14 protein-coding genes are annotated in these 16,699 nt (G+C 34.9%); 3 read left to right on the top strand and 11 right to left on the bottom strand.

Translation table 11 applies throughout. From position 1 onward, the window contains the following. Nucleotides 1-133: 133 nt before the first annotated feature. The 11 genes from GMD78_RS07190 to GMD78_RS07140 form a co-directional block, all read right to left on the bottom strand. The gene (locus tag GMD78_RS07190) at nucleotides 134-919 is read right to left on the bottom strand and encodes an MBL fold metallo-hydrolase (protein WP_155668150.1); all 786 of its coding nucleotides are present in this window, start codon (nucleotides 917-919) and stop codon (nucleotides 134-136) included. Continuing rightward, nucleotides 916-1,848 carry a two-component system regulatory protein YycI gene (locus GMD78_RS07185; RefSeq protein WP_155668149.1) on the bottom strand — a complete coding sequence of 311 codons (933 nt, stop codon included), beginning with the start codon at nucleotides 1,846-1,848 and terminating at the stop codon, nucleotides 916-918. The genes GMD78_RS07190 and GMD78_RS07185 overlap by 4 nt, the downstream gene beginning before the upstream one ends. A 2-nt stretch (nucleotides 1,849-1,850) precedes the next feature. Continuing rightward, the gene (locus GMD78_RS07180; RefSeq protein ID WP_155668148.1) at nucleotides 1,851-3,152 is read right to left on the bottom strand and encodes a YycH family regulatory protein; all 1,302 of its coding nucleotides are present in this window, start codon (nucleotides 3,150-3,152) and stop codon (nucleotides 1,851-1,853) included. After that, the gene (gene walK / locus GMD78_RS07175) at nucleotides 3,149-4,981 is read right to left on the bottom strand and encodes a cell wall metabolism sensor histidine kinase WalK (RefSeq protein WP_155668147.1); all 1,833 of its coding nucleotides are present in this window, start codon (nucleotides 4,979-4,981) and stop codon (nucleotides 3,149-3,151) included. The genes GMD78_RS07180 and walK overlap by 4 nt, the downstream gene beginning before the upstream one ends. Before the next feature lie 5 nt (nucleotides 4,982-4,986). Continuing rightward, nucleotides 4,987-5,691, bottom strand: a complete 705-nt coding sequence (gene yycF / locus GMD78_RS07170) for a response regulator YycF (RefSeq protein ID WP_343042177.1) — start codon at nucleotides 5,689-5,691, stop codon at nucleotides 4,987-4,989. Nucleotides 5,692-5,890: 199 nt separating this feature from the next. Further along, the gene (locus GMD78_RS07165) at nucleotides 5,891-7,354 is read right to left on the bottom strand and encodes a peptidoglycan DD-metalloendopeptidase family protein (protein ID WP_343042176.1); all 1,464 of its coding nucleotides are present in this window, start codon (nucleotides 7,352-7,354) and stop codon (nucleotides 5,891-5,893) included. Nucleotides 7,355-7,761: 407 nt separating this feature from the next. Further along, nucleotides 7,762-9,051 (bottom strand): adenylosuccinate synthase, encoded by a 1,290-nt coding sequence (locus GMD78_RS07160; protein WP_155668146.1) that lies wholly within the window; start codon nucleotides 9,049-9,051, stop codon nucleotides 7,762-7,764. A 323-nt stretch (nucleotides 9,052-9,374) separates the two neighbouring features. Then, entirely contained in the window at nucleotides 9,375-10,745 is a 1,371-nt protein-coding gene (dnaB, locus tag GMD78_RS07155; protein WP_155668145.1) for a replicative DNA helicase, read from the bottom strand. A 44-nt stretch (nucleotides 10,746-10,789) separates the two neighbouring features. Next, nucleotides 10,790-11,236 carry a 50S ribosomal protein L9 gene (gene rplI / locus GMD78_RS07150; protein ID WP_155668144.1) on the bottom strand — a complete coding sequence of 149 codons (447 nt, stop codon included), beginning with the start codon at nucleotides 11,234-11,236 and terminating at the stop codon, nucleotides 10,790-10,792. Continuing rightward, nucleotides 11,233-13,209, bottom strand: a complete 1,977-nt coding sequence (locus GMD78_RS07145; RefSeq protein WP_155668143.1) for a DHH family phosphoesterase — start codon at nucleotides 13,207-13,209, stop codon at nucleotides 11,233-11,235. Before GMD78_RS07145 ends, rplI begins: the two co-directional genes overlap by 4 nt. Before the next feature lie 101 nt (nucleotides 13,210-13,310). Beyond that, on the bottom strand, nucleotides 13,311-14,258 hold the full coding sequence (locus tag GMD78_RS07140; protein ID WP_155668142.1) for a YybS family protein: 948 nt from the start codon (nucleotides 14,256-14,258) through the stop codon (nucleotides 13,311-13,313). 450 nt (nucleotides 14,259-14,708) lie between these two features. Between GMD78_RS07140 and GMD78_RS07135 the strand changes: the two genes are divergently transcribed. Genes GMD78_RS07135 through modB form a run of 3 tightly spaced genes read left to right on the top strand, consistent with a single transcriptional unit; the run spans nucleotide 14,709 to nucleotide 16,698 of the window. After that, nucleotides 14,709-15,200, top strand: a complete 492-nt coding sequence (locus tag GMD78_RS07135) for a hypothetical protein (RefSeq protein ID WP_155668141.1) — start codon at nucleotides 14,709-14,711, stop codon at nucleotides 15,198-15,200. Nucleotides 15,201-15,223: 23 nt separating this feature from the next. Then, nucleotides 15,224-16,018 carry a molybdate ABC transporter substrate-binding protein gene (modA, locus tag GMD78_RS07130; RefSeq protein ID WP_155668140.1) on the top strand — a complete coding sequence of 265 codons (795 nt, stop codon included), beginning with the start codon at nucleotides 15,224-15,226 and terminating at the stop codon, nucleotides 16,016-16,018. 2 nt (nucleotides 16,019-16,020) lie between these two features. Then, nucleotides 16,021-16,698 (top strand): molybdate ABC transporter permease subunit, encoded by a 678-nt coding sequence (gene modB, locus GMD78_RS07125; protein WP_155668139.1) that lies wholly within the window; start codon nucleotides 16,021-16,023, stop codon nucleotides 16,696-16,698. Nucleotide 16,699 lies beyond the last annotated feature (1 nt).

Raw genomic sequence — 16,699 nt, 5'->3', positions numbered from 1 at the left:
ATCCCCTTTTACTATGTAAAAAGTACGTAATTTCTATTACGTACTTTATTACATATGCTTTCTATATGAGATAGTATTCCGCTAACTTCCCTATATTAAACTTAGAATTCTTCGCTTTTATTTTTGAAAAAGATTAACTTACTTCATACATCGCAGTTGGTCTGTTAGGATCTGTATCGTATAAGTCCAGGTTTATTCCACGCTCTTGCAAAACATGATCTACTGACATACGTGCAAGGTCTTTCATATTATTATCTTTACTTAAATGTGCCAAGTAAATTCGTTTCGTACGGTTTCCAATGACATCTGCTAATGCTAAGCCACAATCCTCATTGGAAACATGGCCAGAGTCTCCTAAAATCCGTCGTTTGACATTCCAAGGGTATCTGCCCATTCGTAGCATTTCTACATCGTAATTCGACTCAAAAATATAGGCATCTGCATCTTCTACCGTCTTTTTAATCCGTTCAGATACATACCCTAAGTCAGTCACTAGAGCTACCTTCTTCCCATTATGATGAAACACATAAAACATTGGTTCAGCTGCATCATGGGAAACTCCAAACGATTCAATATCTATATCTCCAAACGTTTTTACTTCTTCTGTTGCAAACGTAAACTTTTGATCCAGTGTTAGCTTTCCTAGCGATCCATTCATTGCTTGCCATGTTTTTTCATTTGCATATATAGGAAGGTTATATTTTCTAGCAACTATTCCTAACCCTTTAATATGGTCACTATGTTCATGTGTAACTAAAATACCTGAGAGGTTAGATGGATCGACATTCACCTCACTAAACAATCGATCCATCTGTTTCCCACTCAGTCCTGCATCAACTAGGAATCTTTCTTGTTCCGATTCGATATAAAAAGCATTACCTGAACTCCCGGATGCTAATACACTAAAACGTAATGTCATTCCTCTTCACTCCGATTATTTATCTCTTCATACTTTTCGAGGAGTATACGTACCATACTCTCTTTTAACTCTGTCTTACCTTCTATTGTCCGGACTTTTTCTAAACTTCTATTAATCGCTTCTTCAATGAACTCATCTTCGTTATTGGAGAATATAATACTTTCCGATGCATTTACATAATGATTTCGATTTTCATTAACCGTAACCTTCCATGTTGGAACAAATACTTGAATTCCATTATCTAGCGGCAACATTGTATGATAGCCGATTTCTACTTCTGTTACCTCTTCACCTGGATATAATAGATTATCATTATATAATGCTCCTATTGCGTAAAGAGGTTCAATAAGGGATCTTTTTTCATTATTAGATTCTTGCTCATCCAACAATGACTGTGAATAAGCAATCATTTCATTATCATCATTCAAATAGACTAGAAGTAACCCATTTTGATTAAAATAAATGGTTCGGTCATTTTTCTTTTGAAAGAAAGTTATTATATTCAATTCTTTGTTCCAGCTTTCAAACGCATATTCTCCAGCGAATAAAACGTTACTCTGTACAATTTGACTTACTTCTTCATTTGTAGAATCTTCAGGGATTGGTATTGGATCTTCAAATTGTGAAACGATAAAATTTCTACTTATAATCTCACTAACTTGATTGTCTAAGTCCATTAACATTTCTGTTTCTTCATCTGAAAATTGCTTTTGTCTAACAGATAAATATGCTTCATCTGGCTGGTCTTCTGGTAAATCATCTGATATCGTTATATTTTCTGACTCAAGTGTCTCTTCAATGGACAATTCAGGTGAATCTAAAGTCGATAAATTATCCACTTTCTCCTTTTCAATAAATAGAAAAAGTAAATAGATATCTAGAAGTAGAAAGCAGAGGATAAATAATGTTTTTATTTGACCCCATTGCATCCTCAGCTCACCCCTTTACTGTGTGTATCGTCTATACTAACTTCTTCCCAGCGCCCATTAATATCTATGAACCAAGCGGGTTCTAATTTTACGATCGTTTTCTCTGTAACATAGATACGGTAACCGATTTGTATATCTCTTATATCATCTAAATTGTATTTATCGTTGCTTTTTATTGCATGACTAATCTCTCTACCTGAAGGCAGCGTAACTTCTTCTAGAGACGGGTATGAATTATTAAGAGAAATTAATGGACTACTATATTGATAAAGCCCATTATTACGCCATTGCTGTTCAATAATATTTAGCACGCTGTTATGATCAAAGACTGGATAAGCATCCACATACATTTGATATCGAATAATATTTTCTGCCGTATTAATTGATTGCAACCGATAATTATTAATCCAGCCTTTATATTCATTAATATTAGTAATACTATTATCAAGCAATTCTATTGGACTTATGATGTCATAACTAGTTTCTTGAGGGTTCGTATACTCCATACTCCTTTTATCCTCTGAAATCATCATGGTACGCTGTCCATCTTGATAATACGTTTCACTACCCCGAGGATTTGTTATAACTTCTTTTGGATTTGTAAATAGAGCATTCACTAATTTAAGTGAATCAACGGTATCAAATGCATAGGAACGGGTTGACATTGTTAATTCACCATTTGGAAAGTAAATTGGCATTTCCTTTTCTTGTAATACCGTATATTCAATAAGTCCCTCTAAGTTAGTGATATAATCCATAAGCATATCGTGCTTTGTAGGGCTATTTATATCAAACTTTACTTGCTCACGGCCATCGACCGATAAAAATTGGATGGTCAATGTCTTGCTGCTTTCAAAGGTAATAAAAGCACGTTGGAACGACCAAGAAGGCATCAAATCTTCATCATCATCATCGTTTAACTTAAATAAGCTTGGAACGATTTCCATTGGTAATTCCATTGGAAATATAATTTCAACTTGATTATTATCATTAGGACGTCCATTTGCTTCAGCCTCTCTATAATCATACAGTACCCAGGACTGCATATCACGATATAGTGCTAGACTATCCTGTGGGTGTGAGAATCCATAATAATGATGGTATTTCTCAAATATTATGTTAGAAGGAGTAATTATTTCTCTTTTGGATAACTCCTTGCCACCCAAATTAAAATCTTCCTCATTCAGTACATCAGATGATAAATAATCTCCATCTAATTCGTTACTCCACAAACTAAACGTAAGAAGCAAGCTAATTCCTATTAATAAAAATAATACATAGGTTTTTATTGTTTCAAACTTCATGACTTAACCCTCCGCTTCTTGCCTAGTAGCGGTAGTGTAAAGAAAATAGTTGTTCCTTTACCTTCTTTGCTTTTCGCCCAAATCTTACCGTGATGTGCTTCTACAAACTCTTTAGATATAGCTAATCCTAAGCCAGTTCCACCCAACTTTCTAGTCCTTGCTTTATCTGTTCGGAAGAAACGATCAAATATCTTATCCAGTTTATCGTAGGCTATTCCAATACCTTGATCTTCTACTGCAACTACTAATTGATATTTTTGCTTCATTACGTTAAAGGTAATTTTTCCACCCTCTGGTGAATATTTAATCGCATTAGAAATAATATTATCTAATACTTGTGTTAGTTTATCTTGATCAATTAATACGTAGAGTCTCTCCTTCGGTAATTCTCTTTCAAGCGTAATATGTTCAGGAATATTCATTTCAAATCGGTCAATAATATGGTGGAAATACGTAATGAATTCCGTACGCTCTCGTTGTAACGTATAATCCTTCGTATCCATCCTTGATAGCTGTAACAAGTCATTAACCATTCGAATCATTCGTTCTGTTTCATTTTGTGTAACCTCTAGGAATTTCGGGGCAATTTCTTTGTTTTGCCATGCTCCATCTGTTAAAGCTTCAATATAACTACGCATGGTTGTTAAAGGCGTTCGCAATTCATGAGATACATCCGAAACAAACTCACGACGGTCTTGCTCTAGTTTTTCCTGTTCAGTTACATCACTAATTACTGTAATAAATCCTGTAATCACATCTTCTTCATCTGTGACAGTTGAAAAATTCGCTCGGATCATAAAGATAGAGTCGTCTTCGCTAAAATCAATAATCATCGATCCACTATCTTGCAATTCTGTAATATCTACTACTTTTTCATCTAAATTTAATACATCCAATAGAAACTTGCCGTGACTCTCATCAGGGCTCTGCCCTAATAATATTCCTGCAGCTTCATTCATTAAAGTTACAGCACCTGTTTCATCGGTAGCTATTACACCATCAGACATATTTTCTAACACAGAATTTAACTTTCGAGTTTCCTCTTCCGTTTTTGCATAGGAAAGTCTCAACCGATCATTTAAATCATTAAAGGTCATTGCAAGCTGGCCAATTTCATCCAACCCATATACATTAACTTTTTGAGAAAAGTCCCCTCTTGACATAGTTTGTGCTTGTCTTCTCATTTCTTTAATCGGTTTTGTAATGGTTCTTGCAACTAAAATACCAATACACGCAGAAATAAAAATTGCTAATACAGATCCCCTAAAAAATATCGTATTGATACTATCTAATTGTTTATAAACATTTTCCAATGAAGACTCCACATAAATAGCACCTAATACATTATTTTCGTCATCTAAAATAGGAACCGACTTCACATACAAACGGTTATCTGTTTCTCGCTCAATATAACGACTAGATTGCTCCGTTTTTACAAATATGGATTTTTGGATAATATCTCGAAATATCTTCTTCCCAATATTATTCTCTTTTGAAAAATCATTTGTCGCTAGTACTGTGCTTTGATTATTTACTACCAGTACACTCCATTTACTATCTGTATCAATATCACGTATTGTACCTTGAATTTCTTCAACTAGTGTTGGCACATTATCATCTTCTGGGCGTTCCTTCATAAACGCATCCCGTAAATAATAGCTTAATATTTCAACATGATTATCAATTGCTTCCTCATGGTTGCCTTCTAGTTCTTCTTTTAATTGTGTTCCAAAGTACGAACCAATTATTTGAACAGCTACAAGTAAAAGTAAAACGTAAATTATGATAAACTTTAATTGTATCGAACGAAAGAAACCTACCTTATGCATAATACCTACTCCTGCTCAGGGTTACGCAAGTAATAACCAACACCACGGCGGGTTACGATCCACACTGGGTTACTTGGATTCTCCTCTATTTTTTCACGTAGCCTTCTCACAGTAACATCGACTGTTCGCACATCACCAAAATAGTCATATCCCCAAACGGTTTCTAATAAATGTTCACGAGTCATTACTTGTCCAATATGACGAGCTAGATAGTGTAATAGCTCAAACTCACGATGTGTAAGTTCAATTTGAACGCCATCGCGTGTCACCGTATATGCATCTGGGTGAATCACTAGTGCTCCAATACTAATATCCTTTGTTCCACTAGTAGAATCCTCTGGAGCGTGTTGTTGACGTCTGAGATTTGCTTTTACGCGTGCGATCAATTCACGGTTGCTAAATGGCTTCGTTACATAATCATCTGCACCTAATTCTAATCCAAGAACTTTATCGATCTCCGAGTCTTTTGCTGTTAACATGATAATCGGCATTATTTGGGTTTTACGAATTTCTTTACAAACCTCATAACCATCCTTATTCGGTAACATAATATCTAATAAAACTAAGTCAGGTGTTTCTGAATTAGCTAAATTTACTGCTTCATCTCCATCATAAGCACAAACAACCTCATATCCTTCTTTTTCCAGGTTAAATTTCAATATGTCTGCAATTGGTTGCTCATCGTCTACTACTAATATTTTTTGAGACACAATAACACATCCTTTATTTTTTAGGTAAAATTTTATCTATAGAATTTAGTTTGTTATTACTATGCACGTATAGTATCTATTTTATCGTACTTTGTGAGAAATGTCTTTCCTTGATTTTACAAGTGTTTTCGTGAACGGATAACTTGATAAAAATGAAATGAAACAGGCTAGTTCAGCTTTCCTGAAACTAGCCTGTTTCCTATTTCAAATAATCCATTGGGTTTTGTAGGGATCCATTTTTATATACTTCAAAATGTAAATGAACTCCTGTAGAATTACCGGTTGAACCCATAACCCCTATTTTCATACCTTTTTCAACCGTTTGTCCAACACTAACATCGATAGAGGATAAATGACCATAAACAGTTTTAAGACCATTATTATGATTGATTACAATCTTGTTTCCTAATCCACCATCATAACGAGCTTCCGTTACAACCCCATTATCTGCTGCTAATATGGAACGATTACTCGGTCTTGCAATGTCGATTCCTTTATGCATTCTTCCCCAGCGTTGTCCAACATGACTGGAAACATAACCACCAACAGCAGGCCAACTCAACGATCCAGTACCACGTGATGAAATGACTTTTGTTCCTTTTACAATTACTTCATCTACTGGCTCTTTTGTAGTTTTTTCTTCTAGTACTTCACGTTCCGTTACTTTGCCATTTCGAATTACCACTTGGTAATGTACTTCTTTTTTACCATCAGAACCGTTTTGTTTAACTTCCTCTTCACCTTTATATATTTCATCTGATTCTTCTACTTCTGTTTGATAGCTAATTGTTTCTTCTTGTTTTTCTTCTTTGATCACAACAACATCAACAAAAGGCTTAAGTTCTGTTACATTGAGTTCTTGCCCTATTTGTAGTAGAGAATCCTCTGTTAAATCTAGATTTAATTCTAGTAATTTTTTCGTTGTTAAATTATAATTACTAGCTATTTCACCAAGTACTTCACCTTCTTGTACTTCATGTGTTTCCTCGGTTAACGTACCTTTTTCAAGTAATTCTAATCCTTGTTTCACCGTTAAGATCTCATCCGGTTCAATTTTTTCATCAGAAAATGAAACTTCTTCTGATAATGTAACGTCTAATATAATAGAGTCACCTACTTTGAGATCATTGATCTCTTTTGGAACATTAGCAGTTTTAGGTACGTCTGCATCTAGTACTGCTTGGTCAGTGGATTGAATCTTATCTAAGATCTCTTGACCAACGTATTTCGCTTTATAGTTTTCTATAACTTGTTTAGCAGTTTCTTGGTCATTAAAATAACCTACAACATTATCACCAATTTTAAGTTGAACGGATTCCGCTTTTATCGTTAGCTCGTCCTCTAGAAAACTAGTAACATAGTCATTATTAAATTTTGGGTTAAATACTTTTTCAGATACGATAGAGACATCTTCACCAATTGTGATGTCTATTTCTTCTTCATATTTATCAACTTGAGATGCTAATGTATCCTCTAATATATCTTCAACTATCGTTCTATCATTCACTTTACCAATATGTTCACCATCAACATACACATGGTAAACCGTTTCTAGCTTTTCGTCATCAGCATAAACACTTCCATATGTAAAGATTAATGCTAACGATGTTGCAATTGTAATTCGTTTAAACATACTCTTTGGTTTGTTTTTTCGATCAAACACGCTGGTAATTCCCCCTTACCATTGTTCCTATTATATATATAAATAATTATCGTTTAGATTAATAGACTTTCTCAATTTCTCCTCTACTAATCTACCATAGGACCTTAGTATTAGGGAACCTTATTTAAGATAATGTAAAGAAAATGTATAATAAATTACATATTTTTACTATAAGACACTAATTTCCCATCGAATGAGGTAGAAAATCCACATTTGAAGCAATGATTAATCCATAATATGACATTTATTTTACATAATTATTACGAAATGTATCATGATTTGCATGAAATCGCTCTGAATTTTAGCTAATTATGTAAGGATATTTAGAAAGCTTGTCTATTTCAATTGTATGGAATAGGAAAATGAAAAGGGATCGTACTATTTTACCTAGTGCGATCCCTTTTCGTTTAGCTGCTATATACACTTCGTACAATATTTGTTTGTGAGCGATCTGGTCCTACAGAGAAGATAGAGAGTGGAATTTCTGTTAACTGTGAAATACGCTCTAGATAATGCCTTGCATTTTCAGGTAGTTCATGTAGGTTTTTTACATTAGTAATATCTTCATCCCAACCAGGCATTTCTTCATATACCGGTTCACATTCCGCTAATACAGATAAGCTAGCTGGAAACTGATGCATTAACTCACCTTTATAGCGATATGCAACACATATTTTTAACGTTTTAATCCCTGTTAGTACATCTAAAGAATTTAGTGATAAATCGGTAATTCCACTAACACGCTTCGCATGTCTAACAACCACACTATCAAACCAGCCTACCCGACGTGGTCTTCCTGTTGTCGTACCATACTCACGACCAACTTCACGGATTTGATCTCCAACCTCATCGTGGAGCTCTGTTGGAAATGGTCCATCTCCGACACGAGTAGTATACGCTTTAGAAACACCAACTACATGGTTTATTTTCGTTGGTCCAACACCTGCACCAATTGTTACACCACCAGCAATTGGATTAGATGAGGTTACAAAAGGATACGTACCTTGGTCAATGTCTAACATTACTCCTTGAGCTCCTTCAAATAAAACACGACGTCCATCATCTAATGCTTCATTTAAAACGACGGATGTATCACAGACATATTGTGCAAGCTGCTGTCCATATTCATAGTACTCCTCAAGGATTTCTTCCACTTGTAAAGGTTCTACCTCATATACTTTTTCAAATAAACGGTTTTTCTCTTTTAAGTTCTGTTCAAGTTTACTACGGAATGTTTCTTTATCCATTAAGTCAGCAATTCGGATTCCACTGCGAGCTGCTTTATCCATATAAGCTGGACCTATACCTTTTTTCGTTGTACCTATTTTATGAATTCCTTTTTCTTCTTCTTGTAAAATATCTAATTTTAAATGGTAAGGTAAAATAACATGTGCACGGTTACTAATTCTTAGGTTGTCCGTTGAAACATTGCGTTCGTGTAGGTATTTTAGTTCTTCTACAAACGCCTTTGGATCAATTACCATTCCATTACCAAGTACACAAATTTTATCATCGAAAAATATACCTGAAGGAATTAAATGTAATTTATATGTAACGCCATCAAACTTAATCGTGTGTCCTGCATTGTTACCACCTTGGTAACGTGAGACTACTTCTGCATTTTGCGATAAGAAATCAGTTATTTTTCCTTTTCCTTCATCGCCCCATTGGGTTCCAACTACTACTACTGAGGACATAGCGCACCTCCACCTTCAAATCATTTGTTTTTTTGTAATTTCCATGTGTAATTTTAACAGTATCTTTGTTCATAGTCAATGTAAATACGAATAATATATTAATATATGAATCTATTGTTCGGTATTGTTCGATTTAAAATGGTTTTACGTAGTGAGTGTTGATATGTAATGGGTGTAGAATGCGAAGTAACTTATTGTATGAGAAACTTGGTGAAAATTTGAGGTGTAATGTACTGTACCTTGAAGATGGGGGGTTCTCGCCTGTTTTAGATAAAAATGAACCTATCTTAAAAAAGCATAAAAAAACAGCCATATGGCTGTTTTTAAACTTGAATTGGTTCTGGTGGAACATCGCTTTCTTGATAGCGGTGATCTAAATCTACGAATTTATTATACTCCTTAACAAAGGCAAGTTCTACGGTGCCTACTGGACCATTACGTTGCTTTGCAAGGATAATTTCTATAATGTTTTGTTTTTCTGATTCCTTATCATAGTAATCATCACGATACAAGAATCCAACAATATCAGCATCCTGCTCAATACTTCCAGATTCACGTAAGTCGGACATCATTGGACGCTTGTCCTGACGTTGTTCTACACCACGTGATAACTGTGATAAAGCAATTAGTGGAACATTTAATTCACGTGCAAGACCTTTCAATGATCTAGAAATCTCTGAAACTTCCTGCTGTCTGTTTTCACCATTCTTTGAACTTCCTTGGATTAGCTGTAAGTAATCAATTAAAATCATTCCTAATCCATGTTCTTGCTTTAATCTACGACACTTCGAACGGATCTCACTTACGCGAATACCTGGAGTATCGTCAATATAGATCCCTGCATTCGATAATGATCCCATTGCCATTGTTAATTTACTCCAGTCATCTGCTTGTAATGACCCCGTACGTAGACGTTGGGCATCGATATTTCCCTCAGCACATAACATACGCTGAACAAGTTGTTCTGCTCCCATCTCCAAACTAAAGATAGCAACATTTTCATCTGTTTTTACGGCAACATTTTGGGCAATATTTAATGCAAAAGCTGTTTTACCAACAGAAGGACGAGCCGCAATAATAATTAAATCATTTCGCTGGAATCCTGACGTCATTTTATCTAGATCCCGGTAACCTGTTGGGACACCTGTTACCTCCGCATCATTATGATGCAATTGTTCAATACTATCATACACTTCAATAAGGACATCTTTTATTGCTTTAAAGGCTCCTGAATTTTTTCGCCCTGATACTTCTAAGATGTTTTTTTCCGCTTCATTTAAAACGTCTTCTACTTCATCTTCTTTATCGAAGGTATTGGTAACAATATCTGTAGCCGTACGAATTAATCGTCTTAAAACGGATTTTTCCTCAACAATTTTACTGTAATATTCGATATTAGCAGCAGTAGGAACACTTTCGGCTACCTCTGATAAATAAGATACTCCTCCAGCTTCCTCTAATTGTTTACTATTTGAAAGTGACGTGGTTACTGTCACAAGGTCAATCGGTTCCCCTTTATCGGCAAGACTTAACATCGTAGCAAAAATGCGTTGGTGACTTGCACGATAAAAATCCTCCGGCACCAGTAATTCAGACGCTGTTGAAAATGCCTCTGGTTCAAGAAAGATTGCACCGATAACCGCTTGCTCTGCTTCTAAATTATGTGGTGGAGTGCGATCATTCCATTCACTCATTCATTGTTCCTCCTTTACTTGAGAGACCTTTTCCAGTTCGATTTCTATTGTTCAACAACATGAACTTTCACAGTTCCTGTTACTTCTGGATGAAGTTTAACTGGAACATTTGTATATCCTAATGCACGAATCGGTTGATCTAATTCAATTTTACGTTTGTCGATTTTATGGCCATGCTCTTTATTTAATACTTCAGCTATTTGCTTACTCGTGATCGAACCAAACAAACGGCCACCTTCACCAGATTTAGCTTTTATTTCAACGGTTAGTTCTGCTAATGTTTCTTTTAATTTAACTGCTTCATCTTTTTCTTGTTGTTCTAATTGAGCCGTTTTCTTCTTTTGTGCCTCTAATGCTTTCATATTTCCTTGTGTAGCTTCTTTTGCTAAATTGTTTTTCAACAAATAATTACGCGCATATCCGTCAGAAACGTTCTTTACGTCTCCTTTTTTCCCTTTTCCTTTAACATCCTTTAAGAAAATTACTTTCATTCCGATTCTCTCCCCTCATAATATTCATCTAATATATCCTTTAAAAGTGCTTCTGCGTCATCAATCGTTGTATCTTCTATTTGAGTAGCTGCATTTGTTAAATGCCCGCCACCATCCATTTTTTCCATAATGACTTGAACATTAATTTCGCCAAGTGACCGAGCGCTAATCCCAACTCTTCCATCACTACGTTTTGAAATAACAAATGATGCATTAATACCACTCATGGTTAACAGTGTATCTGCTGTTTGAGCAATTAACACTGCCCCATAAATATCATCTGGCTTTGCTTTTGCAATAGCAATTGTATCACGATAGACCTTTGCTCGTTCAATAAGTTTGCTTCTTTTTATATATAAATCTAAGTCTTCTTTAAGAAATTGCTGAACCAGTACTGTATCCGCACCTTTTGCACGTAGATATGATGCAGCATCAAAGGTTCGCGAACCAGTTCGTAATGTAAAGCTCTTTGTATCTACAGTAATACCTGCTAGTAAAGCAGTAGCTTCTAGCATCGTAAGTTTTTTTCCTTTTGGCTGGTACTCTAGCAATTCGGTAACTAGCTCAGCCGTTGATGATGCATATGGCTCCATGTAAACTAGTGTTGGATTTTCAATAAAGTCTTCCCCACGACGATGATGGTCAATGACAACCTTATATTCCGTCTTATTTAATAAACGTTTATCAACTACCATAGAAGGCTTATGCGTATCGACAACAACAATTAAGCTCCGACTTGTTACAATATCTTCTGCATCATCAGGCTCAATGAAATGTTGCCAAAGTGACTCTTCTTCTTCAATTGCTTCCACCATTCGTGAAACACCTGTATCAACATCATTGGGATCAAAAACGATAAAGCCATTAACTCCATTCGTCTGGGCAATGTTCAATATCCCTATTGCCGCTCCAATGGAATCCATATCTGGTGATTGATGTCCCATTATAATAACATTATCACTTGCTTTAACTAGATCTTTTAGTGCGTGTGATATTACTCGAGCTCGTACTCTTGTACGTTTTTCCATCGGGTTTGTTTTACCACCATAGAAACGAACTTTTCCAGAATCATCTTTAATGGCTACTTGGTCACCACCACGACCTAAAGCTAAATCAAGACTAGATTGTGCTAGTTCACCCAGATCAGGTAATGTAGAATTTTTTCCAACTCCTATTCCTATACTAAGTGTAATAGGAATATCAAGTTCTGTATCTAACTCACGCATTTCATCCAAAATATCAAACTTAGACTTTTCTAGTTTTTGTAGAATTTCTCTGTTTCCGACTGCTAAAAAGCGATCCTGAGATGTTCGCTTAATATATAAACCATTTTTTTGAGACCATTTACTTAAAAATGAAGTAACATATGAGTTCAACTGACTCTTTAATGTATCTTCAAGGTTTTGTGTAAGTTCATCATAATTATCTAGATAGATGATAAACAGAACTGGTTGCTCATTTTGGTACAATGTTTGAATTTCAGTTTGTTTGGTACGATCAAACAAATATAATAGCCGCTCTTCTCTCTTAATCGTCGTTTGAAACTCATAGTTCTCTAACTTAACCCAAACTTCTTCTTTATTTTCTTTAATCATTGGTATTAAATTTTCGGAAATAACATTTAACGATTTCCCTACTAATGAATCTTCATCTGCAAATTGATTCATATAAGGGTTCGTCCATTCAATTTGGTAGTCCTCAGAAAACAATACAATTCCAATTGGCATTTCTAATAACGCCTCTTCGCCAACCTTTTTCACACGGTGGGAGAGGGTTGAAATATATTTTTCTGTTTCATTGAGTATTGTTTTTTCATTACGAACACTATAATAAAATGACGTAATTAATAAGACCGTCATTATCATCCCTAGTATCCATTGGTAATACCAAATAACGCCAAGTAATATAGCGGATATAATATATATAATCCATAAATGTTTACTAAGCGTCGGTTTCTTTAGTAAATCAGGCATTAACATTCAGCTCCTACTTAGAAAGACCATTACAGGTAATCCGTTTATAAGGATACCTTAACATTACAGTATCTTCAGCCTTCTACTACAAAAGCTTATTCTTACTCTTTTTTCTTCATACGCTCTCTTAGGCCAAACCCTATATCAATTATACCTAAGATTCGGACCAAAGGAAGTAATAGTATTGAAAAAATCAAGGTTATGATGATTACAATAATTGGTAATGCTTTAGACATTTTTTTATAATGTGCGTAAAAGAAGATAAAAGAAAATCCTTGTATAACCATAAAAAATCCAGCCAGCATTAACACATTTTGTAATGCAATAAAGAGTATTCCCTCGGGATCAGGTTGAAATAACGTTATAATTAATGCTAAGAAATAAATCCATATAATTGCCACTGGAAATTGTAATTGATGGAACTTTGGAAAACGGAGCTTGCGACCTTCAATACGATTCATTACCTTATACCCAACCCATTGACTAATTAATGCTTGTACGAGAGCCATCATTACAATTAGCATAGGAAGTAAATCAATAAACATTTCTAATTGTTGTTCGATTAACGTAAACTGTTCATCCAATAGTTCTTCTTCTAGACCAAATTGCTCCATCATAGCACGGCTCATCTGTACTGATTCATCAATCATTAGATTCGTTTCATCTATAATATTTACATCAAATAGAACCTGCGTAAATAATAATGCAAACAGTATACCAGCTACAAAACCAACTGTCCCTCTCGCCCACGTTTCATAGGCCGTGAATCCTCGTTTTATAGCAGTCCCTATCATCATTCCACCTAGCCCTGACATGACCGTTATAGGCAAAGAGAAAATCGTTGCAAATAAGGAAGATATAATAATAGCGGCAGTTAACATAACTAGTGATGGCTTCCAATCATGTCTTGCTGTAAAAATTATAAATGGTACGGGTAGTACAAACGTAAGAAAGATTGATGTAAACGGAACAAAAAACGTTACAAGTAATAATACGATAAAGATAGATGTTAATAATGCTCCATCCGTTAGTTTTTTGGATTGATTCATATTTTTTTGCACCCCAGTATTTTATTAGCAAACTTGGCAATCATTACATGAATTGTTCAAGAGATTTCTTTGCTTCTAGTAGCCCTTATACTCTTGAGTAAAGCATTCATACGAAATGCCATAGCTGCACTTACACAGCATAAGAAAGTTTATATTTTCTCATCTCAGGTTAAAGGTAGTATTTTATCTCATTAGTATATGATAACATGGATTTCAAGGAATTTGGAATTAGAATGAGAGAAAAGTATTTCCAACGCAACAGCTGATTTTAGAAGGTAGATAAGAAGTAATTATAGTGAAGTAGCCCACGCTTTTTTTGTAGCTTCTATTATAATATAATTACGTAATAGAAGAAAGATGCTCAATAGATTTATCCCGCACGTAACGGGGAGTTAGATTCCCACTGAATGAAGTTTCACTTTATTACTATTCAATTAAAGGATGGAAATTATGATTTTTTGGCAAACATTACTTCAAAGTCTACGCTTACCCAAAAAAGAAATTGTATTTAAGTTAAATCGTACCGGGATGGATATTACAGTAATTTATATGTTTATCTTATTATTTATTGCTTCCATTCCAGCTCTTACCGATCGTATTTATGAAAACTCGGGTTTTTCGGCAGATATGAATATTGTTTTTCTACTTATCTATTTTTTTATATTTTATTATTTGCCCTTAACCATTATTATATTTTTATCAATAACAGTTATTTCTTATGTGATGACGTGGATTTCCCATTTTATGCATAGAAAACTGCGATTACAAATATTATGGAAAATGTGTGCATATACCACAACAATACCATTCCTACTGTATACAGGAATTGCATTGTTTTTTCCTGTTCATGACATATACTTATGGATTTCGGTACTATATATCCTCACTATGCTAATAGCCATTATATCCGTTTATCCCAAACGGAAACCTAGAAAAAAATAATACATACCGCAGGAGTGTTTCACATGAAACATTTAATCATTATCTTAGCTACTTTCGTTACGCTTACTGGTTGTTCAAGTACGAACGAAATTAATAAATCTGAACCTAATAACCAAGAGCTATTGATTTCAGTAGCAACTAGTTTAACAGAAGTTTTACAAGAAATAGTGGAATTATATGAGATGGAAAACCCGCACACAACGATCACATTAAATATTGGTAGCTCTGGTACCCTAGCAAGACAAATTCAGCAAGGTGCACCAGCGGATATTTTTCTTTCTGCGGATGAACCTTCCATGGATTTATTGGATGATCAAGGGTTATTGGTATCTGATACGAGAATTGATTTTACTAAAAACCAACTAATCTTAATTGGAGACCAAGATTCATCAATAGAAGTAAATTCTTTGGAGGAATTAATGGAATATGATATTGACCAAATTGCTATTGGAAATCCAGATAGTGTTCCTGCTGGTAGTTATACCAAATCCGCATTAGAAAACAGTGGGATTTGGAATCATTCACGTCTACAAAACAAACTAATTTATGCAAAGGATGTAAGACAAGTTCTTACCTATGTCACTTCAGGTAATGCGGAGATCGGATTTGTATACTATACGGATGTACTTCTATCCGATCAAGTAAAACAGTTACTATCCATTAATGAAGACCTACATGAACCAATTACATATCCTGGTTCTGTTATAGCAACAAGTGAGCAAAGAGAAATTGCTAACGATTTTCTATTGTTTCTAAAGCAAGAAAAAGCAACTCAATTATTTAAAAAATATGGGTTTACATCTTTAAAGGTGGACTAAATATGAATTTCACTCCCTTCTTTCTATCATTAAAAATAGCCGGAAGTGCTACAGTTATTGTGTTGATTTTAGGAACCATTTTAGCCCGGGTCATTGCTAGAAACCGATTCCCTGGAAAAAGGATCATCGAATCCATCTTATTATTACCAATTGTATTACCGCCAACGGTAGTAGGTTTTGGCCTACTCTATTTATTTGGTAAAAATGGACCGATTGGTAGTTTCTTATTGCAATGGATTGATTATCAGATCGTCTTTACATGGACAGGCGCAGTAATAGCAGCCATTGTTGTATCGTTCCCATTAATGTATCAAAGTGCCTCTGCTGCTTTTCAAACCTATGATCGTAATGTAGAGAATGCTGCTTATACAATGGGAGCTTCTAAGCTAAAGGTTTTTTGGACCATTTCCTTCCCATTAGCTTGGCCAGGTTTATTAGCAGGACTAATTTTGACCTTTTCCCGTGCATTAGGTGAGTTTGGTGCTACCTTAATGGTTGCCGGTTATATTCCCAATCAAACGGAGACAATTCCACTAGCGATCTACTTTGCAGTTGAATCTGGCAATACGGAAACAGCAATTTTTTGGGTTGTAAGTATGGTGATCATTGGATTTAGTGCAATGCTATGGCTGAACTGGTGGAGTGGTCGAAATATATTACGGTTTACAAGTGAAAATTAAT

This window comes from Ornithinibacillus caprae (assembly GCF_009728145.1).
GTDB lineage: Bacteria > Bacillota > Bacilli > Bacillales > Amphibacillaceae > Ornithinibacillus > Ornithinibacillus caprae.
This window is presented reverse-complemented; position numbering and strand designations above follow the sequence as displayed.

What these genes read in the sequence shown, in the direction of transcription:
- GMD78_RS07190 (WP_155668150.1), bottom strand. Translation starts at nt 919, where the DNA reads ATGACATTACGTTTTAGTGTATTAGCATCCGGGAGTTCAGGTAATGCT.
- GMD78_RS07185 (WP_155668149.1), bottom strand. Translation starts at nt 1,848, where the DNA reads ATGCAATGGGGTCAAATAAAAACATTATTTATCCTCTGCTTTCTACTT.
- GMD78_RS07180 (WP_155668148.1), bottom strand. Translation starts at nt 3,152, where the DNA reads ATGAAGTTTGAAACAATAAAAACCTATGTATTATTTTTATTAATAGGA.
- walK (WP_155668147.1), bottom strand. Translation starts at nt 4,981, where the DNA reads ATGCATAAGGTAGGTTTCTTTCGTTCGATACAATTAAAGTTTATCATA.
- GMD78_RS07160 (WP_155668146.1), bottom strand. Translation starts at nt 9,051, where the DNA reads ATGTCCTCAGTAGTAGTAGTTGGAACCCAATGGGGCGATGAAGGAAAA.
- dnaB (WP_155668145.1), bottom strand. Translation starts at nt 10,745, where the DNA reads ATGAGTGAATGGAATGATCGCACTCCACCACATAATTTAGAAGCAGAG.
- rplI (WP_155668144.1), bottom strand. Translation starts at nt 11,236, where the DNA reads ATGAAAGTAATTTTCTTAAAGGATGTTAAAGGAAAAGGGAAAAAAGGA.
- GMD78_RS07145 (WP_155668143.1), bottom strand. Translation starts at nt 13,209, where the DNA reads ATGCCTGATTTACTAAAGAAACCGACGCTTAGTAAACATTTATGGATT.
- GMD78_RS07140 (WP_155668142.1), bottom strand. Translation starts at nt 14,258, where the DNA reads ATGAATCAATCCAAAAAACTAACGGATGGAGCATTATTAACATCTATC.
- GMD78_RS07135 (WP_155668141.1), top strand. Translation starts at nt 14,709, where the DNA reads ATGATTTTTTGGCAAACATTACTTCAAAGTCTACGCTTACCCAAAAAA.
- modA (WP_155668140.1), top strand. Translation starts at nt 15,224, where the DNA reads ATGAAACATTTAATCATTATCTTAGCTACTTTCGTTACGCTTACTGGT.
- modB (WP_155668139.1), top strand. Translation starts at nt 16,021, where the DNA reads ATGAATTTCACTCCCTTCTTTCTATCATTAAAAATAGCCGGAAGTGCT.